The organism is Lentzea sp. NPDC058436 (genome assembly GCF_042721515.1).
Lineage (GTDB): Bacteria > Actinomycetota > Actinomycetes > Mycobacteriales > Pseudonocardiaceae > Lentzea.
Genome location: NZ_JBHXLF010000001.1, coordinates 610,347 through 635,527, shown reverse-complemented (window position 1 = coordinate 635,527; position 25,181 = coordinate 610,347). Strand labels below are relative to the sequence as shown.

General features: G+C 72.0%; 7 protein-coding genes. 1 reads left to right on the top strand and 6 read right to left on the bottom strand.

Annotation, left to right across the window (positions count from 1 at the left end):
- Positions 1-54 precede the first annotated feature (54 nt).
- The 6 genes from ACFWN2_RS02635 to ACFWN2_RS02610 form a co-directional block, all read right to left on the bottom strand.
- The gene (locus ACFWN2_RS02635; protein WP_382424442.1) at positions 55-780 is read right to left on the bottom strand and encodes a GntR family transcriptional regulator; all 726 of its coding nucleotides are present in this window, start codon (positions 778-780) and stop codon (positions 55-57) included.
- 108 nt (positions 781-888) lie between these two features.
- Positions 889-7,632: an amino acid adenylation domain-containing protein gene (locus tag ACFWN2_RS02630; protein WP_382424440.1), complete on the bottom strand. Its 6,744-nt coding sequence runs from the start codon at positions 7,630-7,632 to the stop codon at positions 889-891.
- A gap of 23 nt (positions 7,633-7,655) precedes the next feature.
- The gene (locus ACFWN2_RS02625) at positions 7,656-12,824 is read right to left on the bottom strand and encodes an amino acid adenylation domain-containing protein (RefSeq protein ID WP_382424438.1); all 5,169 of its coding nucleotides are present in this window, start codon (positions 12,822-12,824) and stop codon (positions 7,656-7,658) included.
- Positions 12,817-16,368 (bottom strand): ATP-binding cassette domain-containing protein, encoded by a 3,552-nt coding sequence (locus ACFWN2_RS02620; protein WP_382424437.1) that lies wholly within the window; start codon positions 16,366-16,368, stop codon positions 12,817-12,819. Before ACFWN2_RS02620 ends, ACFWN2_RS02625 begins: the two co-directional genes overlap by 8 nt.
- Positions 16,365-24,008 (bottom strand): amino acid adenylation domain-containing protein, encoded by a 7,644-nt coding sequence (locus tag ACFWN2_RS02615; RefSeq protein ID WP_382424435.1) that lies wholly within the window; start codon positions 24,006-24,008, stop codon positions 16,365-16,367. The genes ACFWN2_RS02620 and ACFWN2_RS02615 overlap by 4 nt, the downstream gene beginning before the upstream one ends.
- A complete protein-coding gene (locus ACFWN2_RS02610) occupies positions 24,005-24,232 on the bottom strand; it encodes an MbtH family protein (RefSeq protein WP_382424433.1) in 228 nt (75 codons plus the stop codon). Before ACFWN2_RS02610 ends, ACFWN2_RS02615 begins: the two co-directional genes overlap by 4 nt.
- 439 nt (positions 24,233-24,671) lie before the next feature.
- On the opposite strand from ACFWN2_RS02610, the gene ACFWN2_RS02605 reads away from it, so the two are divergent.
- Entirely contained in the window at positions 24,672-25,097 is a 426-nt protein-coding gene (locus ACFWN2_RS02605) for a PLAT/LH2 domain-containing protein (protein ID WP_382424431.1), read from the top strand.
- Positions 25,098-25,181: the final 84 nt, after the last annotated feature.

Here is a 25,181-nt window from a genome sequence, read left to right as displayed (position 1 = left end):
GCACTCCTGCCTGGTGGGGTGACGCCACCGTAGGAAGGAGTTGTTTCCCGGTTGCTACGGGAAACGTATATCTTCCCCGTCCGCGAACAGGCCGGTGTCCCTCGGCACGGCCGCCAGCGACGAGCGCAGCCGGTCGTGGTGCGTCCTGGCGGCCTCCACCAGCGCCGCCGCGTCCCGTGCCACGAACGCCGCGAGCATGCCCTCGTGGTCGGCGTGCAACGCCACCCGCTCCGCGTCGCGCACGTGTGCCATGGGCTGCAACGGTTCAGTGAGGTTCCAGGCGGACTCGAACATGTCCAGCAGCCGGTTCATCCCGCTCGGCCGGACCAAGGCGAGGTGGAACCGGCGGCTCTCCCGGTGGTACGCCCGCACGTCACCGGCCGCCAGTGCCCCGGCCAGCGCGGCGTGCGCGTCGCGGGCCTGGTCGTCGTGCTCCGGCCGCGCGCGTGAGACCGCAGCCCCCAGCGCGGCGGCTTCGAGCACGCCCCGCACCACGTACAGCTCGTGCAGCTCCTCCGGCGTCAGCTTGGCGACGGTGTAGCCGAAGTTCGGCCGGTGCTCGACGAGACCTTCGCCGATCAGCGTCTTGAGCGCCTCCCGCACCGGGATCCGGCTCACCCCGAACACCGCCGCCACCTCGTCGAGCGGGATGGCGCTGCCGGGCGGGACGCCGTCCAGCAGGCACCGGCGCAGCTCGGCGAGGATGGCCGCCTGCGCGCTCCCACCGCGGTCGGCCTCCAGCTTCGCCACCACGATCGATCGTCTCCTGGGCGCACGCATCCGGTCACGGTAGACCCCGAGGTCTGCGGCGGACACACCTCGACATCGCCCGCGTACGGCAGGCAGGACAGCCGGAAGGCCGGCGGCGGTACAGCCCGCCGGCCCTCGTCACCCCCGTGCTTCCAGCAACGACTCCGCCTCCTCGTCGGTCATGTCCTCGATCTCGGCGAGCATCCGCTCCTCGATCGCGAACGCCGCGTCCTCCAGCCTCGGGTGGTCGAACAACGACTGGATCGGCACCTCGACACCGAGTGCCCTGCGCAGGTGCACGACCGCGCGCATGGCCATCAGGGAGTCACCGCCGAGCAGGAAGAAGTCGTCGTGCACGCCGACGCGCTCGACGTCCAGCATGCTCCTCCAGACCTCGGCCACGGCCTCCTCGACCGGGGTGCGCGGCGCCTCGTGGTGCGACGTGCCGGTGGCCGGGTCGTCGGGCACCACCAGCGCGCGGCGGTTCACCTTGCCGTTCGCGGTGAGCGGCAGTTCCGCGATCTCCAGGAACACGTTCGGCACCATGTACCGCGGCAGTTTCGTGCCCAGGTACGAGGTGAGGTCGGGCATCTCGTGCTGGGGCAGGACGAACGCGACCAGCCGCTTGGCACCGCGTTGTTCTCCCTGCACCACGACGACCGCGGCGCGCACGCCGGGATGTTGCAGCAACGCCGCCTCGATCTCGCCCAGCTCGATCCGGTGGCCCTGGACCTTCACCTGGAAGTCCTCACGGCCGAGGAACTCGATCTCCCCGCCGGGCAGGAACCGCCCGAGGTCCCCGGTGCGGTAGAGGCGTTCGCCGGTGTCCGGGTGGACGAGGAAGCTCGCGGCGGTCTTGGCCTCGTCGCGCAGGTAGCCGTCGGCGAGACCGACGCCGCCGATGTAGAGCTGGCCCGGTACCCACGTCGGACGCGGGCGCAGCGCGTCGTCGAGGACGTGGAAGGTCTGGTTCCGCATCGGACGGCCGTACGGGACGCTCGTCCAGTCCGGGGGCACCTCGCCGATCGGGTGCAGGATCGACCAGATCGACGCCTCGGTCGCGCCGCCGAGGCTGATCACGTCGGGGACGCCGAGCAGCTCGCGGATGCGGCCGGGCAGGGTGACCGGGATCCAGTCGCCGCTCATCATGACCAGCCGCAGTGCCGTGTCCGAGGGGGCGTCGAGGTGCTCGACGAGCAGCTCCATCAACGCGGGCACGGAGTTCCAGACCGTGACGCGGGCCGACGTCATGAGGTCGAGCCAGGCCGCCGGGTCGCGGTGCGCGGCGGGGTCGGGGACGACGACCGCGCCTCCCACCGCGAGCGGGCCGAAGACGTCGTAGACGGACAGGTCGAAGCTCAGCGAGGACAGCGCGAGCACGCGGTCGTCCCCGCCGACGCCGAACCGCTCGTTGACGTCGTCGACGGTGTTGAGCGCGCCCCGGTGGCTGATCATCACGCCCTTGGGCAGACCGGTCGAGCCGGACGTGAAGATCACGTACGCGAGGTCGTCCGGTGTGGTGGCGATCGGAGCGATCTCGCCCGCCTCGGCCGGCAGCGCGTCCACCACGAGCACGGTGCGCGAGCCGAACGGCCTGTCGCACCGGGCCTGGGTGAGCACCGACCGGACCTCGCCGTGGTCGAGCAGGAACCGGACGCGCTCGTCGGGCAGGTCCGGGTCGATCGGCAGGTACGCGCCCCCGGCGGCGAGGACGCCGAGCACGGCGGCGCACTGCTCCCAGCCCTTCTCCATGACCACCGCGACCAGCTCGTTCGGCCGCACGTCCAGCCTGGCCGCGATGCCGCGGGCACGCGCGTCCAGTTCGCCGTAGGTCAGGGTGCGGCCCGGCGTGATCACCGCGGGCCGTTCGGGTGCGCGAGCGGCGATGGCGAAGAACGGCTCGTGCAGCAGACCTGACGGCAGCGGGCCGGCGGTCTGGTTGTAGGTCTCGCGCGACGCCAGGTCCTCGGCTGGCACCAGCGACGGAACCGCGCTGTCCCAGGAGGTCTCGTCCGCGAGCCAGTGCAGCAACCGCATCGCGGCGGCGTGCATCGCGGCGACCATCCCGTCCGGGAACAGCCCGTCGACGGAGTCCATGTCGAGGTTGAGCGCGCCGCCGGTCTCGTAGACCTGCGTGTCCAGCCAGACCTGCGGGGTCTGCGAGATGCTGTGGACCGTCTCGCCGAACTGGTTGTAGTCGCCGTCGTCGAGCAGGAGGCTCGTGAAGATCACCGGCATGACGGCCGTCGAGTCGCCGCGGGCCTTCTTCATCTCCCGCAACACCTTCACGCCGCTGAACACGCGGTGGTCGATGTCGGTCAGCAGCTGGTCCCGCACGGCGCGGGCACGTGCCTCGAACGGAACGCGGCTGTCCGCGTCGACCTCCAGCAGCGTGACCGACGTGAAGTCACCGACGATCGCGTCCACCTCGGGGTGCAACGGAAGCCGGTTGGCCATCGGCAGGTTGAGCGTGAAGCGCCGGTTCTTCGACCAGGTGGCCAGCACCTCGCCGTAGACGGTGGCCAGCAGTGCCGCCGGGGTGATGCCCCTGTCCCCCGCCCTGGCCCTGATCCTGGCCCACTCGGGTGCGGGCAGGACTCCGGCCACCCTGGAGAACCGTTGCACCGCAATGGAACGCGGGTCGCACGCCAGCGGCAGGTCCGGGGCGAGCGCCAGGTCGGGCACCCGGTCGAGCCAGTACTTCGCCGCGCGCCGGTAGGCGTCGGTCTCCTCCAGCGCCCGTTCGGCCAGCATGTAGTCGCGGAACGACAGTGCGAGCGCCGGCAGTTCCGCGGCCGGGTTGTCGTACAGGTACCGCAGCTCCCGCATGATGATCCGGAACGCCCACGCGTCGGTGATCAGGCCGTCGATGCTGAAGTGCAGCCGGGTCCCGCTGTCGGTGGTCGTGGCGCGCAGGTCGAACAGCGGCCACCTCGACGGGTCGAAGACCTGGTGGGACATGGCGGCACGCGTGCGCTCCACCGCGGCGAGAGCCTCGTGCTCCGGCAACCCGCGCGCGTCCTGCGTGTCGATCACGTAGTCCGGGACGTCGCCGAGGATCTGCTGTTCGCCCTGCGGCAGCACGATCACGCGGAGCATTCCGTGCCTGCGGACGAGCTTGCGGAACGCCTGCTGCAACCGCGGGACGTCCAGGTCGGGGAGGTGGAACTCCTCGTAGCCGTGCATGCCGACGCCGCCCAGCTCGAACACGCCGGTCCGGCCGATCCAGTACGCCTGCTGCAACTCCGTCATCGGGAACGGCTCGCCCGCGCCGGCCAGGTCCGGGACCACCACCGGCAACGGCACGTCACCACCGGCACCGCGCACGGCCGCCGCGAGGCCCCTGACCGTCGGGTCGTCGAGGAACGTCCGCAGCGACAGCGCGACACCGCAGGCCTTGCGCACCTCGGCGACGAACCGCGCGGCGAGCAGCGAATGCCCGCCCAGCTCGAAGAAGCTCGCGGCCGGCCCGACGTCGGTCACGCCGAGCAGGTCGGCGAAGATCCCCGCCACCACGCGTTCGGTCTCGTCCGCGTGGTCCGGCGCGGTTTCGGCTGCGGGCTCCTCGTCGTCACGCCAGTCGACGAGGACGTGGCAGGTGCCGGGTGCCGTGCCGACGGCCGACGCGGCCCTCCGCCCGATGGCGGTGGCGTCGGGCCACCGGTAGGTCGTCCACGGCACGTCCGACACGCGCGCGATCAGCGCGACCTCGGCCTCGATGCGGGCACCCGCACCGACGACGTGCACCTCCACGGCGCGTGCCAATGGCGGTTGGACGAGGTGACCGGTGTCGCCGTCGAGCACGATCAGCGCGGTCGGGCCGTGCGGCGAGACGGTGGCACCGGCCTCGGTCAGCGCCCGTTCGAACGCGGCGGCGAGCCTCTCGTCACCGGTGACCAGGTAGTGCTCGCCGTCGTGCCTGCCGGGGTTCTCGCGCAACGGTTCGAGCGAGGGCACGAACCGATGCCTGCCGTGCAGGGCGACCACGGGTTCCGACCGGTCGGCGATCTCCGCCCTCAGGTCGGGCGTGCCGGCCACGTCCACCAGCTTGCGCCGGTCCGGCCGTTCCCGCGCCCACGCGACGAGGTCCGCCAGCGCCGGTTCGAGCTGCTCCTCGCCCGTGACGTCCAGCGCGCCGGAGACGACGGCGACGATCCTGGTCCGGTCGTCCTCCCGTGCGATCAGCTGGTCGGCGAACGGTCGGTCCGTCGCGAGGTCCGTCGTCCTGACCACGAGAACGGGTCCCGCATCACCCGGTATCGCGGGGCCGACGCGGCGGAACCCCAGCACGGACAGCCCTGACGTGCTCACCGGTGCGGTACCGCTCGGCGGGTCGATCCAGCACTCCACGCGCTCGAACGGGTAGGTGGGCAGCTCCGTGCGCAGTGGCGGCGTCTCGCCGTGCAGAGCCTCCCAGTCGATGCTCACACCCCGACACCACAGTTCGCCGGCGGCGGTCAGCAGGTCCGTCTCGGCATCGCCCTTCTTGCCTGCCGATGGCATCGACGCGACTGAGGCACCGCTAGCGAGGCCGGTCAGCACCGCGCACGGACCGACTTCCAGCACGACCGCGTCCGGCCTGCTCACCGTGCGCAGGCTGTCGGCGAACCGCACGGTGGACCGCATGTGCCGTGCCCAGTAGCGCGGGCTGGTGGCCTCCTCGTCGGTGATCCAGCGACCGGTCACGCCGGACGCGAACGGGATCCGCGGGGGTGCCAGCCGCACCCGCGCGACCAGTTCCTCGAACGCCTTGGCGGCGTCGTCCATCAGCGGCGAGTGGTAGGGGTGCTCGGCGACGATCCGCTTGGTCTCGACTTCCTGTGCCGCAAGGAGTTCTTCCAGCTCCGCCACCGCGGCGGGCGGACCGGACACCATGCACAGGTGCGGGGCGTTGATCGCCGCGATGGCGAGGTCCGGGCCCAGCAACGGCGTGATCTCGTTCTCCGGCAACGGCACCGCGACCATCGCACCCTCGGGTGAGGCGTGCATGAGCTCGCCGCGCGCCACGACAAACTCCAGCGCGTCCTCCAGCGTCATCACCCCGGACAGGCAGGCCGCGACGAACTCGCCGAGGCTGTGCCCGACCATGGCCGCCGGGCGCACGCCGAGCGACATCCACAGCCTGGCCAGCGCGTGCTCGATCACGAACAGGCAGGGCTGGGCGTACCGGATGTCGTTGATCCGGGCCGGGTCCGGCTCGGTGAAGAGCATCGTGCGGATGTCCGCGCCGAGCCGCGGGACGAGCAGGTCCGCCGCGTGGTCGACCGCCGCGCGGAACACCGGTTCGCGTTCGTAGAGCGCCTGGCCCATGCCGGCGCGCTGCGAACCGTGGCCGGGGAAGGCGAACACGACGTCACGGTCGGTCGAGGTCTCGTGGGTCACCGGTGTGAGCCCGTCCAGTGCGGCCGCCGCCTCGACTGTGGTGCCGCCCAGCGCGAACGTCCGGTGCGGCAGGGTGAACCGCCCGCGCTGCAACGTGTACGCGACCTCGTCGAGCCGCTCCTCGTTGCCGCGCAGGTGTTCCGCGAGCGCCTTTCCGGCGGCGTCCAGGGCGGTGGGGGTCGCGGCGGAGAGCGGCAGCACGTGCGCGCGCCGCCTTCCGGTCGTGGTCCCGGCCCGAGCAGGTGCCTGTTCGAGGACCACGTGAGCGTTGGTGCCGCCGATGCCGAACGAGCTGACGCCCGCGCGGAGCACGTCGCCGTGCCACGGCGTGAGCGCCGCGTTGACGTGGAAGAGCCCGTCGTCGAGGCCGAGCCTCGGGTTCGGCCGGGTGAAGTGCAGTGACGGCGGCAGTGCGCGGGCCCGCAGCGCGAGCACCGTCTTGATCATGCCGACCACACCGGCCGCGGTGTCGAGGTGCCCCACGTTCGTCTTCACCGAACCGAGGGCGCATCCGGCGGTGCCGAACGCGGCTCTGAGCGCGGCGACCTCGATCGGGTCGCCCAGCGGTGTACCCGTGCCGTGTGCCTCCACATAGGACACGGTCGACGGGTCGACCTCGGCGATGCCGAGCGCCTCGGTGATCACGTCGGCCTGACCGTCGACGCTCGGCGCGGTGAAGCCGACCTTGCGCGCGCCGTCGTTGTTGATCGCCGAACCCCGCAGCACGGCGTGGATGCGGTCGCCGTCGGCGAGGGCCGAGTCGAGGCGCTTGAGCACGACGACACCGGCACCGCTGGCGGGGACGGTTCCGGCGGCACGTTCGTCGAACGCGCGGCAGTGCCCGTCGGGGGACAGCACGCCGCCCGGCTCGAACCGGTAGCCCCGCCGCCACGGCAGCACCGTCGCGCCGCCCGCGAGCGCCACGTCGCACTCGCCGTTCAGCAACGCCTGGGCGGCCAGGTGCACGGCCACCAGCGAGGTCGAGCACCCGGTCTGCACGCTCACGCTCGGACCGCGCAGGTTCAGCAGGTAGGACACGCGCGTGGGCACGAAGTCCTTGTCGTTGCCCAGCGACGTCTGGAACGCGCCGACCCTCGCGACGAGGTCCTGGTGCGGCAACAGGTTGTTCAGGAAGTACGTGTTCGCCCCGACGCCGCCGTAGACGCCCGTCGTCCCGCTCGGACAGCCCGCGTGTTCCAGGGCCTCCCACGCGCACTCCAGGAACAGCCGGTGCTGCGGGTCCAGCAGCTGCGCCTCCCTCGGCGCGAACCCGAACAGCCGCGCGTCGAAGCCCTTCAGGTCGTCGAGCGCGCCCAGCGCGGGCACGTACTCCGGGTGCGCGACCTCCTCCGCCGGCACCCCCTCCCCCATCAACTCCTCACCGGTGAACCTGGTGATCGACTCCACGCCGTCACGCAGGTTGCGCCAGAAGCCCGCCAGGTCACGCGCTCCCGGCACCCGGACCGCCATGCCGATCACGGCGATCGCGCCCTCGTTCATCAGGTCTCCCCCCGTCATCGGATTCACACCGCTCGTCTTCGTGCTCTGACTACCTTGCGCGCCTCGGCCCGGCTCCTGCCGCCGCCCCCGGCCGCTGTCGTGTCGTCCGCGAGATGCCTTGCCAGCGCGCGCACCGTGGGGAACCGGAACAGGTCCACCACGGGCACGGTCCGGTCCAGCAGCTCGCTTAGCCGGGCCTGCACGCGCACGACCAGCAGCGAATGGCCGCCCAGCTCGAAGAAGTTGTCCTGGGCGCCGACCTCGTCACGCGCCAGCACCTCGCACCAGATCGCCGCGACCGCGCTCTCCAGCTCACCCGACGGCACGCCGGTGTTCCCAAGAGCCCGTTCGGGAGCGGGCAGCGCCTGCCGGTCGACCTTGCCCCGTTCACCGCGGGGCAGCCGGTCGAGCCGGACGAACGCGCCCGGCACCATGTAGGCGGGCAACCGGTCGGCGAGGTGGGCCCGCAGGTCCGCTTCCCCCGCGTCGCCCGTCAGGTACCCGACCAGGGCTTCCTCGCGCAGGACCACGGCGGCCTCGTGCACACCGGGACAGGACGCCAGCGCGGCCTCGACCTCCCCCAGCTCGATCCGGAACCCGCGCAGCTTCACCTGGTCGTCCTCGCGCCCGAGGAACTCCAGCACGCCCCCCGCCGCACGACGGGCGCGGTCCCGCGTCGCGTACATGCGGTCGCCGGTCGCACCCCGCGGATCGGGGACGAACGAACCGGCCGTGCGCGCCGGATCACCGAGGTACCCGTGTGCCACACCAGGACCCGCCAGGTAGAGGTCACCGGGAACGCCCCGCGGCACCGGACGCAGGGCCGGGTCGAGGACGTAGGCGCGCACGCCGGGCAGCGGGAGTCCGATGGGGACGGTGCCTCCGGTCGCCTCCACCGGCTCGTGGACCGTCGCGGTGATGGTCGCCTCGGTGGGGCCGTAGGCGTTGAGCCACCGGACGTTCGTGGCGGCCCGCCACCGCGTCAGCCTGCCGCCGTCGACCCGTTCGCTGCCGACGACCACCAGCCGCAGGTCCGGGCACGCGGCCGGTGGGTGCGCGGCGAGCACCGCCACCCACTCGTGCCAGTAGGACGCGGGCAGGTTCAGCACCGTGAGCCGCTCGCTCCTCGCCAGTGCGGTCAGCTCACCGATGCCCGGCACGGGTCCTGGTGGGAGAAGGACGACGGTCGCGCCGCGCAGGAGCGTGGCGAACAGCTCCTCGGCGGCCACGTCGAACGTGAGCGAGGCGAACTGCAGCACCCGGTCGTCCTGGACGAGGCCGTACCGGTCCGCGACGGCCTCCAGCGTGTGCGCGAGGTTGCCGTGGCTGACGCAGACGCCCTTGGGCAACCCCGTTGTTCCCGAGGTGTAGAGCACGTAGGCCACTGCTTCCGGCGGCACGTCGGCCGGTCTGACGTCGTCCGGGTACCCGAGTGCCTCCTCGATGTCCGTCAGCACGAGGCGGGCTCCCGAGTCGCGCAGGACGTGCTCGAACCGCTCGCGTGGCACACCGACGTCCACCGGAACGTAGGAAGCCCCTGTCCGGAGGATGCCGAGCAGCGCGACCGGCCAGTCCAGCGACCGTTCCATCCGTACGACGACCGCGTCGCCCGGACGCATGCCGTGAGCACGCAGGTACGCGGAAACCCGGCGAGAACGGGTGTCCAGCTCGGCATAGCTGAGAAAACGTCCGTTGTGGACGATCGCGGTCCGGTCCGCCCACCTCGTGGCGGCGGCTCCGAACAGCGCGCACAGGTCTTTGGACGTGGCAGGTGCGCAGGGTTCCTCGTTCTGCTCGGTCACCATCGCGAGGTGCGACACCCGCATGGTCGGTGTCGTGAGAGCCGACTCCAGCAATGTCAGGTAGTGCGTCATCATCCGGGCGACCGTCTCGCGGTCGAACAGGTCCACGTCGTACTCGGCGTAGCCGCGCAGCTCGCCGCCGTCGAACGACGACTCCTCCCACACCACCGTGAGGTCGAACTTCGCGACCTCGGTCGGCGCCTCGCGGACCTCCACGGACAGACCGGGCAGCGCGGAGGTGCCCGCCAGCACGTTCTGCATCGCCAGCATCACGCCGAACAACGGCGTGCGGCTGGTGTCGCGCGGCGGCCGCAGTGCCTCCACGACCTGGTCGAACGGCACGTCCTGGTGCTCGTGGGCGCCCAGGACCTCCGCCCGCACCCGCTGGAGGAACTCGGCGAACGCCGGTTCGTCGTCCCAGCGCGAGCGCACGACGACCGTGTTCACGAAGAACCCCACCAGGCCTTCGACCTCGGGCCTCGTCCTGCCGGACACGGGCGTGCCGACGCTGACGTCCCGGACACCGCCGTAGCGGCCCATGACGAGTTGGAAGGCGGCCATGAGGATCATGAACGGGGTCACGCCCTGCGCGCGGCCGGTCTCGGCCAGCCGCCGGGCGAGGTCCGCGGACAGGTGCAGCGGCACCGAGTCCCCCGCGTGACGAGACACGGCGGGACGTGGCCGGTCGGTCGGCAGGTCCAGCACGGGCGCACCGGCGAGGCGGGCGGTCCAGTACGCCAGCTGCGCGCCGTCGTGCAGCACCTTGCGCTGCCAGGACGCGTAGTCGGCGTACTCGGTGGGCAGCGGCGGCAGTTCGGCCTCCACACCGGACACCTCGGCCGCGTACAGCACGCCGATGTCCCCGACCAGCACGCCGACCGACCAGCCGTCGGACACGGCGTGGTGCGTCGTCAGCAGCAGCCGGTGCCGGAACGGGCCGAGCCGGAGCAGGCGGACCCTGACGAGCGGCCCGGCACCGAGGTCGAACGGCCGCAACGCTTCCGCGCGCGCCGCGGCGTCCGGATCCGGCACCTCCTCCACGTCCATCGGGAGGGCGATGTCCGTCGCGATCACCTGGTGCGGCTCACCGTCCACCACGACCACGCTCGTGCGCAGAGCGGAATGCCTGCGCACCAACGCATGCACGCTGCGCCGCAGTGCGGGCACGTCCAGCGGTCCGTCGATGGAGAGCACCAACGGCACGTTGTAGTGCGGGTTGCCCGGGGCCAGCCGGTCGAGGAACCACAGCCGCCGCTGGGCGAACGACAGCAGGTGCGGGCCGTCGCCCGCCGCGGTGATCGGCGCGCCGGGTGTTCGGCCGGCCCGCGCCGCCAGCGCCGCGACCGTCCTGGCCTCGAACACGTCCGCCACGCTCAGCCGCGTGCCGAGCCGCGCCTCGACGCGGGAGACGACCCTCGTCGCGAGCAGCGAATGCCCGCCCAGCGCAAGGAAGTCGTCGTGCGCGGACACGACGGGAACGTCCAGCAGTTCCGCCCAGATCTCGGCGATGGCCTGCTCGGCGGCACCGCTGGGCGGAACGTGCGAAGTGGCGTGCGCCGAGTGCGCGTGCGTCGGTTCCGGCAACGCGCGGCGGTCGGCCTTGCCGTTCGGTGTCAGCGGTATCGCGGGGACGGTGACGTACCAGGCGGGCACCATCGCCTCCGGAAGCCGCTCGGCGAGGAACGCCCTGAGCTCGCGCGGGTCGACGCGACCGGCCGGGACGACGTGAGCGACCAGCCCGTCTCCCCGCACGCCGACCACGGCCGCCCGCACCTCGGGGCACGTGCCGAGCACGCTCGCGATCTCGTCCGGCTCGATCCGGACGCCGCGGATCTTGACCTGGTCGTCCGCCCTGCCCAGGTACTCCAGCACGCCGTCCGGCCGCCAGCGCACGACGTCGCCGGTCCGGTAGAGGCGTTCGCCGGACGGACCGGCCACGAACCGCTCGGCGGTGAGGTCCGGCCGCCCGGTGTACCCGCGCGCCAGGCCGGCACCGCCGATGTGCAGCTCACCGGGCACGCCCACGCCGGTCACCCGGCCGTACCGGTCGAGCACGCGCAGGCTCGTCGCCGCGATGGGCCTGCCGAGAGGAACGACCGCAGCGGCGTCCACCCCGTCAAACGTGCTGGCGAACGTGGTGCACTCGGTCGGCCCGTACCCGTTCACCAGCCGCGTGCCCGGCGCGGCCGCCCGCACCGACGCGACCCGGCGCCCGTCGGCCGCCTCACCACCGAAGAACAGCACCCGCAGCGGCGCGAACATCGCGGGCGCGGTGTCGGCGCACAGGTGGAACACCGAGGTGGTCAGGAACATCGCGGTGACGCGGTCGTCCCGGATCCGCCGGGCGAGCAGGTCCGGTGCGAGCACCTCGTCCTTGCGGACGCCGGTCAGCCGGGCGCCGTTGAGCAGCGCGCCCCAGACCTCCAGCGAGGCGGCGTCGAACGAGACGCTGGCCGCGTGCGCCACGACGTCGTCCGGCCCGACGTCGAAGTACGCGGCGTCGCACACCAGCCGCACTATCCCGCGATGGGTGGTCTCGACGCCTTTCGGCCGTCCGGTGGAACCCGAGGTGTAGAGCACGCACGCGCGCTGATCTCCATGCACCACAGGCAAAGTTGCCAACGTGTCCGCTGTGAGGTCGAGCGGCAGGACCGGTACTTCGGCCCAGCCCGGTTCGGTGTAGGCGAGCACGAGCACCGCCCTGCTGTCGGCGACCATGAAGGCGAGCCGGGCGTCCGGGTAGGCCGGGTCGAGCGGGAGGTACGCAGCACCCGCCGTGGCGACCGCGAGCATGGCGACCACCAGCGCGGCCGACCGGTCCGCCGCGAGCCCGACCACGCTCTCCGGCGTGATGCCGCGTTCGACGAGTGCTCGGGCCAGACGTTCGGACCTCGCGCGCAGTTCGGCGTAGGTGAAGGTGCCGTCGTGGAACGTGAGCGCCACCGCGTCCGGTGTGGACAGTGCCTGGGCGCGGAACGCGGCGACCAGGTTCTCCGGCCGGCCGGACGTGTCGTCGGTGCCCCAGCCGGCCAGGAGATCCCGCTCCGCGGCGGTGGTGTGGGCCAGCGAACGGACGCGGGCACCGGGTGTGGTGAGCGCGGCCTCCAGCAGGGTGAGGTAGTGCTCCGCCAGGTGTCCGTCCGCGTGGTGCAGGACTCCGAGGAGCTCCCCGGACGCCTGCTGCTCCCAGGTCATCTCCGGCCCTGCCGGCACTTCCCGCCCCAGCAGCGCCGCGAACGTCGTGTCCTCTTCCGCCTCCCCGGCGTTGCGGCCCACCAGCAGTCCGTACGCCACCCGCAGCGGCACTTCCCTCTCCACCCCGTGTGCCGCCGAAACGTCGTCGAGCAGCCGCGTCAGGTTCCGGTCGAGTACGAGCTGTGCTTCAGCCATGTCGGGCTCCTCGCGCCGTCAGCGTGCGTTCGGGCGTCACGACGCTCGCGACCCGGCCCGCGTCGAGCGTGACGACGCGGTCGGCGCCGAGCAGGGTGTCGCGGCGGTGAGCGATGCAGAGCACGGTGGCGCCGGCCAGTTCGGCGTCGAGCACGCGCTGGACGCGGGCGTCGGTCTCCGCGTCGAGGTTCGACGTCGCCTCGTCGATGAGCACGATCCTGGTGCGGTGCAACAGGGCGCGGGCGAGGCAGAACAGCTGGCGTTCGCCCGCGGACAGGTGCGCGTCGGCGGCAGGGTGGTCCAGTCCTGGCAGCTTCAGGCCGACCTTCTCCAGCGCCGAAAGCGTGGCTGCGTCGTCGTGGTCGCGGAACGGGTCCAGGTTGTCCCGCAGCGTGCCCGGCAGCAGCACCGGGTCCTGCGGGACGACCGCGATCGCCGCCCTCAGGTCGCGCAGCCGCAGCGACGCGATGTCCACGCCGTCGACCAGGATCCGGCCGGCCGAGCACTCCACGAACCGCATGAGCGCCGCGAAGGTCGTGGACTTGCCGCTGCCGGTGCGGCCGACGATGCCGACCTTCTCGCCTGCGGGAGCGTGGAACGAGACGTCGTCCAGCGCGGGTGGCCTGCCCGGCGCGTACCGCAGCGTGACCTCTTCGAACCGGACGTCCCCGGTGCGCGGCCAGCCGTCCGGTGCGGGAGCGCCGCCGCTGGGTTCGACGTCGAGCCGTGTGTAGTCGTCGACGCGTTCGAAGCTCGCCAGCGCGAGGTCCATCATCCTGATCGTGATCAGGCTCGTCGCGAGCGTGCCGATCAGCGCGTAGGCGAACGTGATGCCGGCGCCCGCGAGCCCGGCGCCGAGACCGGTCTCCACCACGAGCATCCCGGCGAACCCGACCAGGACCAGGGCGCCGAGCAGGTCGAGCCGCAGGTTGAAGTGCCGCGACAGCGAGTTGACCGTGTAGTCCACGTGGTGCGCGGTCCGGACCCTGGCGAGGAACTCCCTTTCGTAGCCCGCCGTCCTGGCCGGGCGTCCCTCGATCGACGTGACGCCGTCGACCGCCTCGGTCAGCAGGGAGAGCACGGGTTCGCGGGCCTGCTTGGACAGCCGGGAGGCCTCGACCGTGCTCGACCGGGTGCGCTTCTGCCACCGCAGGTAGACGACGACCACGGGGATCGAGAACAGCAGCGTCAGCGGGTTCATCACGGCCAGCGCGAACGACGGCAGCACGAAGCCGACGACGACCTTAAGGGTGTCCATTGTGAACTCGGGCAGTTCGAGGTCGATGGTCTCGATGTCCGACGAGAACCGGGTGAGCACGCGGCCGGACGGGGTGCGGTCGAAGAACGACATCGGCGCGCGCAGCACTCGGGCGGTCATCGAGGAGTGCAGTGTCATGCCCGCCCTCACACCCCGGGAGAACCCGAAGGTGAACAGCGCGCGGTCGAGGACCAGCGCCAGGAGCCCGATGCCCGCGAAGACCGCCGCGTACAGCGCGGTGTCGCCGCCGGGCCGGTCGGTCCACCAGCCGAGCCAGACGGAGGCGGCGCTCAGCACGCCCTCCCCCAGCAACGCGAGCGCGACGAGCACGGCGAACGACCAGCCGGGCGTGAGCACGCGCAGGTAGCCGCGATAGGTCCTGGCCGCGATCGTTCCGGTGCGCACGGGCTCGGCGGGTTCGACGACCTCGACCGGCCCGATGTCCTGCTGTGCCACCACCTCGCTCGCCGGCAGGAGCGCCGGCACGGCCACCTCGTCGAACGCGCCGGAGGCGACGACCCTGCCCTCGTCCAGCACGACGACCCTGTCCGCGCGGCGGGCGTAGTCGAGGCGGTGGGTCGCGACCACGACGGTCCGTCCGGCCAGCACCCCGCGCAGCAGCCGGTCCAGGATCGTGCCCGCGACGGCGTCGTCCACCGCGCTGGCCGGGTCGTCGACGAGGTAGACGTCGGCGTCCTCGTACGCGGCACGGGCGAGCGCCACCCGCTGGCGTTGTCCGCCGGACAGGGTCGCTCCCCTGTCCCCGATCAGCGTCGCGTCCCGGGCGGGCATGGCGGTCAGGTCGGCGTCGAGTGCGGTGGCGCGCAGCACTTCCGCGTACCGCGCCGGGTCCTCCTGCGCGAAGCAGCGGATGTTCGACTCGATCGTCGCCTGCATGATCCACGGCCGCTGCGGCAGGTGCACGACGCTGCCGGAGACGCTCGCCGAGCCGCCGGTCGTCCGCATCGAACCGGCGAGCGCACCGAGAAAGGCGGACTTGCCGCTGCCGACCGCGCCGAGCACGCACACCAGCTCACCGGGCTCGATCCGCAGGTCGATCCCGTCAAGGCAAGGCGATTCCGCGCCGGGCCATGCGAACGAGGCCCCCGAGACGACGACCGTGCCCGGTGCGGCGGACGACGGTTCGGCGGCGGTCGCGTCCGGTGCCTCCAGGAACGTCGTCACCTTGCCCAGCGCGACCCGCCACTCGTTGCGCATGTCGAGGTAGCGGACCAGTTCGGGCAGTTGGGCGCGCAGCACCGTGAGCACTGCGATCGCCGCGAACACGTCCGCCGCACGCAGCGGGTTGCCCAGTGCCGCGTAGGTGACCAGCGTCGTGGTGACCATCAGCACCGGTGCCGCCGCGTTGACCAGGTACAGCGTCGCCAGCCGCTTCTGCCGTCCCACGAGCAGCGTGTTGAGCACCGACCGTTCGCGCGTCACGGCCTGTTCGGCGGCCTGCTCCCACCCGTGCGAGCGCAACGTGCGCATCGCGGCGAGCAGGTCGCTCACCAGCCCGATCCGCACGCCGTTGGCCTCGCGAATCTTTGGCACGAGGGCGTAGAGGCGGTTGTTCGCGACGGCCGACAACGCGAGACCGGCGACCAGCACCACGATCCCCACCGCCCCTGCCCAGCCGAGCAGCACGCACAGGATCGTGGCCGACCCGGCGATCCCGAGCGGCACGGACCACGCCATGTGGAAGAACGACGTCTGCCCCACCCGCACCGCGTCCGAGGAGACGAGCGTGATCACCTCACCGGAGGGGTGCGCGAGCCGGGCACCGCGGTCCATGCGCAGGTACTTGCCGAGCACCTGGGTCCGCAGCAGCGCCGTGATCGACTGCGCCGACTTCCACGCCTCCGACCACTGGTGCTTGTGCGCCAACGACTCCACGACGTGGAACGCGCCGAGGCCTGCGGCGATCAGCAGGCCCTGCGCCACCGCTCCCCGCCCGGCGCCTTCGAACCAGGCGATGAGCGCCTGGATGAGCAGCGGTCCGGCGGTCGCGCACACCTGGTACACCAGGAAGATCACCGCCGCGCCCCAGAACCGCGCGCGGTAGGTGTCGTAGAGCGCCCGGCGCAGCCCGTCCGCGCCCGTTCGCCTTGCCGCGTAAGCCTTCTCGAACGCGGGCTTGACGCGGTCGAGGTGGTCGTACGGCGGTGGTTCCAGGCTGTCGGACAGCTCGACCGGTCGTGTCGTGCCGATGTCGACGAGGGCCGAGGGCCACTGGATGAAGAGCCGGGAGAGCAGTCCCGCCCGGCGTTCGCGGCTGGTGGTCATGACCCCGTCCCGTTCGTCGCGAACTCGCGCAGCGCGTCCGCCACCAGGCCGGCAAAGCGCTCGATGCTCGTGCGGTCGTGGAGGTTGCGGCTGTAGCGGAAGATCAGGCTCAGCGCGCCGTCCTCGACGCGCGCGTTGACGACGAGCCGGTACATCTGGGCGATCGGCGGTGCCGGTGCCGTCTCGTCCAGCGGTGGTCCGAGCAACGGCGAGTCGTCCGGTCCCGGCGCGTACTCGCCCCAGTTGCTGAGCAGGACGTCCGACGTGCCCAGCGGCGCGAGCGACGGCTCCTCCCGCAGGTACCGCAGCAGGCCGTAGCCCAGACCGCCCCTCGGCACGGCGGCGAGCTGGTCCGCCACCGCGCGCAGCACGGTGGCCGGGTCGGTCGTGCCCGGCAGCGTCAGCAACCTCGGCGAGGTCACCGAGAAACGGCCGATCGCACCGGACAGGTCGAGGTCGGAGCCCAGCTCCCGGCCGCGCGCGACCAGGTCGACGAGCACCGAGCGCTGACCGGACCACCGGCCGTTGCCCTGCAGCAGACCCGCGAGCAACGTGTCGTTGAGGCTGAGCCCGTACTCGCGCGGCAGCACCCGGCGCAACGTCGCGGTGGTCGCCGCGTCGATCGTCACCACCACGTCCCTGCGCGACGACAGGCAGTTGACGCCGTGCTCGTGGTCGAGCGGCAACCGCGAGATCGGCCGGGCGGCGAGGTCGCTCCAGTACGCGAGGTCCGCGTCCAGCTCTTCGGAACGCGCGAGGCGTTCCAACCGGCGCGCCCACTGCGCGAACGTGGCGCGCGGCGGTTCGAGCCTGGGTTCACGGCCTTCCGCGAGCGCTGTGTAGGCGGTCTGGAGATCGGTGGTGAGGACGTCCCACGAGCTGTTGTCCATCAACTGGTGGTGCACGATCGCCACGAGGCGGTCCGGACGCGTCCCGAGGCGGACCAGCGCGAAGTGCAGCAGCGGCCCGGCTTCGTAGTCGAGCCGGTCGTGCAGCGCGTTCTCCAGGTCGCCGATCTCGGCGTCCTGCCGTCCGGGATCCAGTGCTTCGAGGTCCACAACGGACAGTGGCGTCTCGAAGCGGTCAGCGACCCGCAGCCGGTACCGGCCGTCCTCCCGCGGGAAGCAGAACCGCAACGCGTCGTGGTGCGCCAGCACGGCGGCCACCGCGCGCTCCAGCAGGTCCGCGTCGAGCGACCGGGTCGTCTCGAACTCGAACACGTGCGTGTAGAGGTGCTTGTCGGTGAAGTTCCGTTCCAGGAAGGCGCGGTGCGACGGCACCAGCGGGATCGGGCCGTGGTCGGGCTCGTGGACCTCGGGCGTCACGAACCCGGTCGCGACCGACGCCAGGCCCGCCACCGTCGGGTTGGCGATGAACTGTGCGGGCGTGATCGAGATCCCCGCCCTGCGCGCCTGGTCCACCACCCTGATGGTGTGCAGCGAGTCGCCGCCGAGCGCGAAGAAGTCGTCCTGGCCGCCCACGGACTCCAGCCGCAGCACGTCGCGCCAGATGGCGGCGAGGGTCTCCTGCACCGGACCGCTCAGGGGTGCGTCGGCCGCGGCGGTCTCCCGCACCTCGACCTCCCGCAGGGCCGCGCGGTCGAGCTTGCCGTTCGGCAGGCGCGGCAGCCGGTCCACCGGCACCAGCGCCGGAACCAGGTAGTCGGGCAGGCGTTCCCGCAGCGCCGAACGCAGTGCGGTGACCGGCGTGGTCGCGACCACGTACCCGACCAGCCTCCGTTCGTCGGCGCCGTCCTCGACGCAGAGCACGGCGCACTCGCCGACGCCGTCGAGCCGGGCGAGGACCGACGCGACCTCCTGCGGCTCGACCCGGTGCCCTCGGATCTTGACCTGGTCACCGATGCGACCGAGGAACTCCACCACTCCGGTGCGCAGGTACCGCCCGCGGTCCCCGGTGCGGTAGAGCCTGCTTCCCGGCGGCCCCAGCGGATCCGCGACGAACCGCTCCGCCGTGAGCGCGGGGTCGCCGAGGTAGCCGCGGGCGAGCCCGGGACCACCCACGACGATCTCGCCCGAGTGCCCGGCAGGTGCCGGCCGCAGGTCCTCGCCGAGCACGGCCACCCGCAGACCCGGGATCGGACGCCCGAGCGGCACGACCGCGCCCCGCCCCTCGCGTCCGTGCGGCACCGGTGTCGTGGCCACGATGCCGGTGGTCTCGGTCTGGCCGTACATGTTGACCAGCGCAGGTGGTTCTGCCTCGGCCCTGATCGCCTCCGGCAGGTCGTAGAGCAGCGGTTCGCTCGCGGTGAGCACGGTGTGCGGCCGCCACCCCGTCGATCGCGCCAGCGCCGGGGCCACCACCCGCAGGTAGGACGGCACCAGGTCGAGCACGGTCACGCCGTGCCCGGCGGCGTGGGCGAGCAGCACGTCCGGGTCGGCCAACTGGTCGTGCCCGGCGATGACGACGTGGCCGCCGGTCGCCAGCGGGACCGCGAACTGCCGCACCGAGGACGAGAAGGCGAACGACGCCGTGTGCAGGAAGACCGGCGCTTCGGGCAGGTCCAGGGCCGCCGGCAACGCGTTCACGTAGGCGGCCAGGCCTCCGTGCGTGACGACGACGCCCTTCGGCACGCCCTTGGTGCCGGAGGTGTAGATGACGTACGCGGGGTGGTCCGCTTGCGCGGCAATGGGTTCCGTTCGAGCGACTCCGAACTCTCTTCGTGGGACAACAGAGTCCGCGTCTATCACCAACCGCTCACCGGCCTCGCGCGGTGCCGAGTCCTCCAGCGACCGCGAGGTGATCAGCAGCGCGGGCCGTGCGCTCGCCACGATCGCCGTGGTCCGTTCGGCCGGGTAAGCGGGATCGAGCGGCACGTAGGCCGCCCCTGCCCGCAACACCGCCAGCACGGCGACCACCAGATCAACGCCGCGTTCGAGGTACACGGCCACGAGAACCTCCGGCCCCGCACCCCGCGCCGCGAGCACCCTGGCGAGCGAGGCGGACCGTGCGTGCAACTCCGCGTAGGTGAGCGTGACCTCACCACAGGTCACCGCGGGCGCGTCCGGCCGCAGCGCTGCCTGCGCGGCGAACCGGTCGACGAACGCGTCCGGGGACGACACGACCGGCGCACCGTGGCACAGCGCGTTGACGCGGGCACGTTCGCCGGGCGTGGTGATGTCCATTCCGGACACCCGCTGCGAGGGATCGTCCACCAGCGAGGCGAAGAGCGCCTCCAGCCGTGCCAGCAGCGCCGTGACGGTGTCCGCGTCGAACAGGTCGGTGCTGTAGTCGGCGTAGCCGGCCAGGCCCGCGCCGGTCTCCCACATCTGCAGGGTCAGGTCGAACCGCGCCGTGTTCCGCTCGCCGTCGAACTCGGTGACGGTCAGCCCGCCCGAGGACGGCAGCAGGTCGCCCGGCTGGTTCTGCAACGCGAAGAGCACCTGGAACAGCGGCGAGTGACTGAGGCTGCGGGCAGGCGCGACCGCGTCGACCACCATCTGGAACGGGGCGTCCTGGTGTTCGTACGCGCCGATCGCCGCCTCGCGCACCCGTCGCAGCACCTCGGTGAACGTGGGGTCGCCGGACAGATCGACGCGCAGGGCGAGCGTGTTGGCGAAGAAGCCGACGATGCCTTCCAGTTCGGTCGTCGTGCGGTTGGCGATCGGCGTGCCGACCGTGATGTCGTGCTGGCCGCTCGACCGGGCGAGCAGGACGTCGAGTCCCGCCAGCAGCACCATGAACAGGGACACGCCTTCACGCCGTGCCAGCGCGGCGATCGCCGAGGACAGCTCGGGCGACCAGGCCAGGTCGGCGCGGGCGCCGCGGTACGTCTGCACGGCGGGCCGGGGCCGGTCGGCGGGCAGTTCCAGCGCCGGCACCCCGGCCAGCCGCTCCCGCCAGTAGCCGAGCTGCGCCTCCAGTTCGGCGCCGTCGAGCCACGACCGCTGCCACAGCGTGTAGTCCACATAGGACAGCTCCAGCGGCGGCAGCGGTGACGGATCGCCCGCCGCGAACGCGTCGTACAGCGTGAACAGGTCGGTGAGCACGGTGGACATGGACCACCCGTCGGAGACGGTGTGGTGCAGGGTGAGCAGCAGGGCGTGGGAGGAGTCGCCGAGCCGGACGAGCCTGCCCCGCGTCAACGGCCCGCGCGCCAGGTCGAACGGCGTGTGCGCCTCCTCGGCGACGAGCTCGTCGAGCGGTACCCGTGCACCGTCGAACTCCTCGAACGGAACGTCCTGCGCGGCAAGGATCTCCTGCACGGGCGAGCCGTCGCGCACCGGGAAGCACGTGCGGAGGCCTTCGTGGCGCTCCCACAGCGCGGCGAACGCGGCGCGGAAGGCCGCGCGGTCCAGCGGGCCGTCGATGCGCAGCGCCACCGGCACGTTGTAGAACGTGCTGTCGTCGGCGAGCCTGCTCAGGAAGTAGAGCCGTCCCTGGGCGTACGACAGCGGCACCTCCTCAGGGCGTTGCGTGGGCACGATCGCGGGGCGCGAAGCCTTGCCGCGCAACGCCTCGATCCGCTGCGCGAGGTCGGCCACCGAGGTCGCCTCGAAGAACACCCGCAGCGGCAGGTCCGTCGCGAGCACGTCGCGCAGCCGGGCGACGGCCTGGGTGGCGAGCAGCGAATGCCCGCCCAGCCGCAGGAAGTTCGCGTCGCGGCCGACCGACGCCAGCCCCAGCACCTCGGCCCACACGCCGGCGACGACGTGCTCCAGCGGGGTCGCGGGCGCCGACGAGCCGGTGTCGGGCTCGGCGGGCACGGGCAGCGCCCGCCGGTCCACCTTGCCGTTCGAGGCCAGCGGCAGTGCGTCGAGGGATACGAAGACGTCCGGGACCATGTGGTCCGGCAGTTCCCGCCGCACGGCGCCGCGCAACCGCGTGGCCGAGCACGAGGCAGGAGTGACGTAGGCGGTGAGCCGGTCGTCGCGCAGCACCACCACGGCCTCGCGCACGTCCGGAAGCCGGGTCAGCGCCGACTCGACCTCCTCCAGCTCGACCCGGTAGCCCCGCACCTTCACCTGGGAGTCCGTGCGGCCCAGGCACTCCAGCTCACCGCGGGCGTCGCGGCGGACCAGGTCACCGGTCCGGTAGAGCCGCCCGCCCGCAGGGCCGAACGGGTCCGCCACGAAGCGCGCGGCGGTCAGGTCCGGCCGGTTCCAGTACCCGCGCGCCACCCCGGCTCCGCCGACGTAGAGCTCACCGACCGCGCCGCGCACCACCGGCATCAGGTGCGCGTCGAGCACGTACAGCCGCGTGTTCGCGATGGGACGGCCGATCGGCACCGTGCCCGACAGGTCGGTGTCCGGCCCGACCTCGTGGACGCAGCAGCCGACCACCGTCTCGGTCGGGCCGTACTCGTTGACGATCCGCAGGCCGGGCACGCGCGAGCGCCACGCCGCGACCGTGCCGCCGTGCAGTGCCTCTCCTCCGACGACCAGGCAGCCGTCCGCCTCCGTCGTGCCGGCGGGCAGCATCCGGTCCAGAGCTAACAAATGGGCCGGAGTGAGCTTGACCAGGCCGAACTGGCTGACACCGCCGGCGAGCACGTCGAGCTCGTCGCCTTCGGGCACCAGAACCACCGGCCGTCCCGCGAGCAGCGGGCAGAACAGCGTGGTCACCGACAGGTCGAACCGCAGCGGCGACACCAGCGGCGCTCCCCCGCCGTCCGCGACGCGGTAGGCGTCGAGGCACCAGGTCAGGTAGTTGGCCAGGCCCCGGTGCGTGACGGTGACGCCCTTGGGCCGCCCGGTCGAGCCGGACGTGTAGATCACGTAGCACGCGCCGTCCGGGTGCGGCCGGTCGAACTCCACCGGTCCGGTCGTGTCGCCGTCGTCCTCCGCGATGATCACGTGCGCGCTGCTCTCCGGCAGCGACGCCGCGAGTGCCCGGCTGGTGATCACGGCCCGCACGTCCGCGTCCGCGAGCATGAACCCGACGCGGTCTGCCGGATCGCTCACCGCGAGCGGAACGTAGGCACCGCCCGCCTTCAACGTCGCCAGCACCGCGACCACCAGGTCGACGCCGCGCCCGAGGAACAGGCCGACCCGTTCCTCCACGCCCACTCCGGCACGGCACACCCTCCTCGCCAGCGCGTCGGCCCGGCGGTCGAGTTCGGCGAAGCTCACCGTGTGCTCTCCCGCGACCAACGCGACCGCGTCGGGCGTGCGGAGTGCCTGCTGCTGGAACAACTCGTGCGCGTGCACGTCGGCCAATGGTGTGTCCGTGCGGTTCCACTCGACGACCGACGAGCGCAGTTCTTCGTCGGACAACAGGTTCGCGGTGCCGATCGAGGCGTCGGGCGCGCTCACGAGGCTCGTCAGCAACGTGACGAGGTGCGTGGCCATCCGCGCGATGGTCGCCTCGTCGAACAGGTCCGTCGCGTACTCGAACGAGCCGCGCAGTCCGCCGGCGTCCGGCCAGAGCTCCAGCGTGAGGTCGTACACGGCGGTGGCGGTGTGGTGGTCGACCGTCGTGGCCACCAGCCCGCCGGCCTCTGCCCGCCACGCCCGGTCCTCCACGAGCGCGAAGCTCACCTGCGCGACGGGGGCGTGACGCAGGCTGCGCACCGGGTCGACCGCCTCGACCACGCGGTCGAACGGAACGGCGGCGTGCGCGAGACCGTCCTGCGCCACGGCACGGGTGCGGACGATCAGCTCGCGGAACGCCGGCGCACCGGAGGTGTCGACGCGCAGCGCGATCGAGTTGGCGAAGAAGCCGACGACGGACTCGAACTCGGCCCGCATCCGGTTGGCCACCGGCGTCGCGACCGACACCTCCCCTTGTGCCGCATGGCGTTCGAGCAGCGCGGCGAACCCGGCGAGCAGCACGACGAACGGCGTCGTGCGCTCCTGCGCGGCCAGTTCCCGCACAGCGCCCCAGATCCACGGCGGCAGCGTGAACCGGTGCAGCGCGCCCCGGAAGCTCTGCGCGGCGGGCCGGGCCCGGTCCAGAGGCAGTTCGTGCACCGGCAGCGCGCCGTCGAGCGCCCGGCGCCAGTACTCCAGGCCCTCGGGGCCATCGGTGCGACGGGCCTCCCACGCGGCGAAGTCGGCGTACTGGAGCGCGAGCGGCGCGAGTCCGGGCTCACGGCCCTCGACCCCCGCGCGATACAGCTCGGCCAGTTCGTCGATGAGGATGCTCAACGACCAGCCGTCGCACACGCTGTGGTGGATGGTGAGCGCCAGGACGTGGTCCTGCGGGCCGCGGCCGAACAGCGCGGCGCGGGCGAGCGGCCCGTGCTCCAGCGAGAACGGGCGCGTCGTCTCGGCCGCCAGCGCCTCGTCGAGCCGCTCGACCGGCATGACGGTCAGGTCGACGTCGGCGTCCGGCAGGATCCGCTGCACGGGCGCGCCGTCGGGTGCGGCGAACACCGTGCGCAGCGACTCGTGGCGCAGGAAGAGCGCGCGCACCGACCGGTTCAGCACGTCGAGCCGCAGCGGTCCGGTCAGGCGCAACGCGACGGGCATGTTGTACACGGCGCTGCCGGGGCTGAGCTGGTCCATGAACCACAGGCGCCGCTGCGCCGACGACACCGGCAGCGCCGAGGTCCGCGCCACCGCCACCGGCACGTCACCTGCAGGCGCACGCCCGCCGGCCAGGCGCCTCTCGAACAACGCCCGCTTGGCGGGCGACATCGCGTCGAGCCGGGCCCGCTGTCGTTCGACGTGCGCGGTCATCTGGTCTCGTCCCGCTGCCCGGCCAGGTACGCGACGAGGCTGCGCGGCCGCATGTCCGTCCAGTTCGCGGTGACGTACTCCAGGCACGAGGCCCGGTCGGCGGCACCGTGCACGACCGTCCAGCCGGCCGGCACGTCGGCGAACTCGGGCCACAGCGAATGCTGCCCCTCGTCGTTCACCACGACGAAGAAACTGCCGTCAGGGTTGTCGAACGGATTTGTCACGAGAAGCCCTCCCCTTTTCGTGCTCTTTTTCGGACACAACTCGGTACGACTCTTCACAATTTCTAATTGCGAAAAGCCTCGGCCGTTTTGCTCCACCTCGAACCGCCCGACACCCTCGCGAGCTGGTCCCCCTTACCTGAGCCCTGCGGACATCACCCGATACAGGCAGGCAATAGGGAAACCCTATGGGTTCCATGCATCGGGACAATCAGGACATACCAGGAACACCCGTCAGCGACCGTATGTCACCCCGAAGAAAACAGAAAACCCTTAACCGCAATTCGTTCGGATACAGGTAGAACTCCCGGCTCCGATCGGCCCAGCGACGACTCGGTACCGCGAGACCTCACAACCGGTTGGCCTCCAAACGACTGCTGAACGACCACCGCCTCCCGCCAGAGTTCCGGCGTCACGGTTCACGTCGACAGGAAGAAGGAAGATGAAGATCCGCACCGTGCTGCTCTCCGCGGCACTGGCCGTCCTGGGCGCGCTCTCGGCGGTCGTCCCCGCCTCGGCGGCCGACGGCATCAGCACCTACTACCTCACGTTCCGCACCGGCAACCTGCCGAACGCGGACACCGAGGACGCGGTCAGGGTGACGATGTTCGGCACCGAGGGCCAGTCCGCCCCGATGCAGTTCGACAGGGACTTCCGCACGGGCGAGACGTGGACGTCCGGCCCGCACCGGCACCCGTCCTTCGGCACCATCGGCTACATCAGCCTGGGCAAGGGCGGCCGGGAGTCCGACGCCTGGTACTCCGAGTACGTCTCGATCCACGAGGAGTCCACGGGCAGGGTCTACCACTGCGCGGTCAACGAGTGGTTCCCGAAGGACAGCCTGACGCGGTTCTACGCCTGCGTCTGAGCTGAGCACGACGAAACCCGGTGCCCGCACGGTCAAGTGCGGGCACCGGGTTTCGGTGGGTCCTCAGTGGACTGTCAGTGCGGA

Excerpts from the sequence above, each read along its gene's own strand:
- ACFWN2_RS02635 (WP_382424442.1), bottom strand. The coding sequence starts at position 780 with ATGCGTGCGCCCAGGAGACGATCGATCGTGGTGGCGAAGCTGGAGGCC.
- ACFWN2_RS02630 (WP_382424440.1), bottom strand. The coding sequence starts at position 7,632 with ATGAACGAGGGCGCGATCGCCGTGATCGGCATGGCGGTCCGGGTGCCG.
- ACFWN2_RS02625 (WP_382424438.1), bottom strand. The coding sequence starts at position 12,824 with ATGGCTGAAGCACAGCTCGTACTCGACCGGAACCTGACGCGGCTGCTC.
- ACFWN2_RS02620 (WP_382424437.1), bottom strand. The coding sequence starts at position 16,368 with ATGACCACCAGCCGCGAACGCCGGGCGGGACTGCTCTCCCGGCTCTTC.
- ACFWN2_RS02615 (WP_382424435.1), bottom strand. The coding sequence starts at position 24,008 with ATGACCGCGCACGTCGAACGACAGCGGGCCCGGCTCGACGCGATGTCG.
- ACFWN2_RS02605 (WP_382424431.1), top strand. The coding sequence starts at position 24,672 with ATGAAGATCCGCACCGTGCTGCTCTCCGCGGCACTGGCCGTCCTGGGC.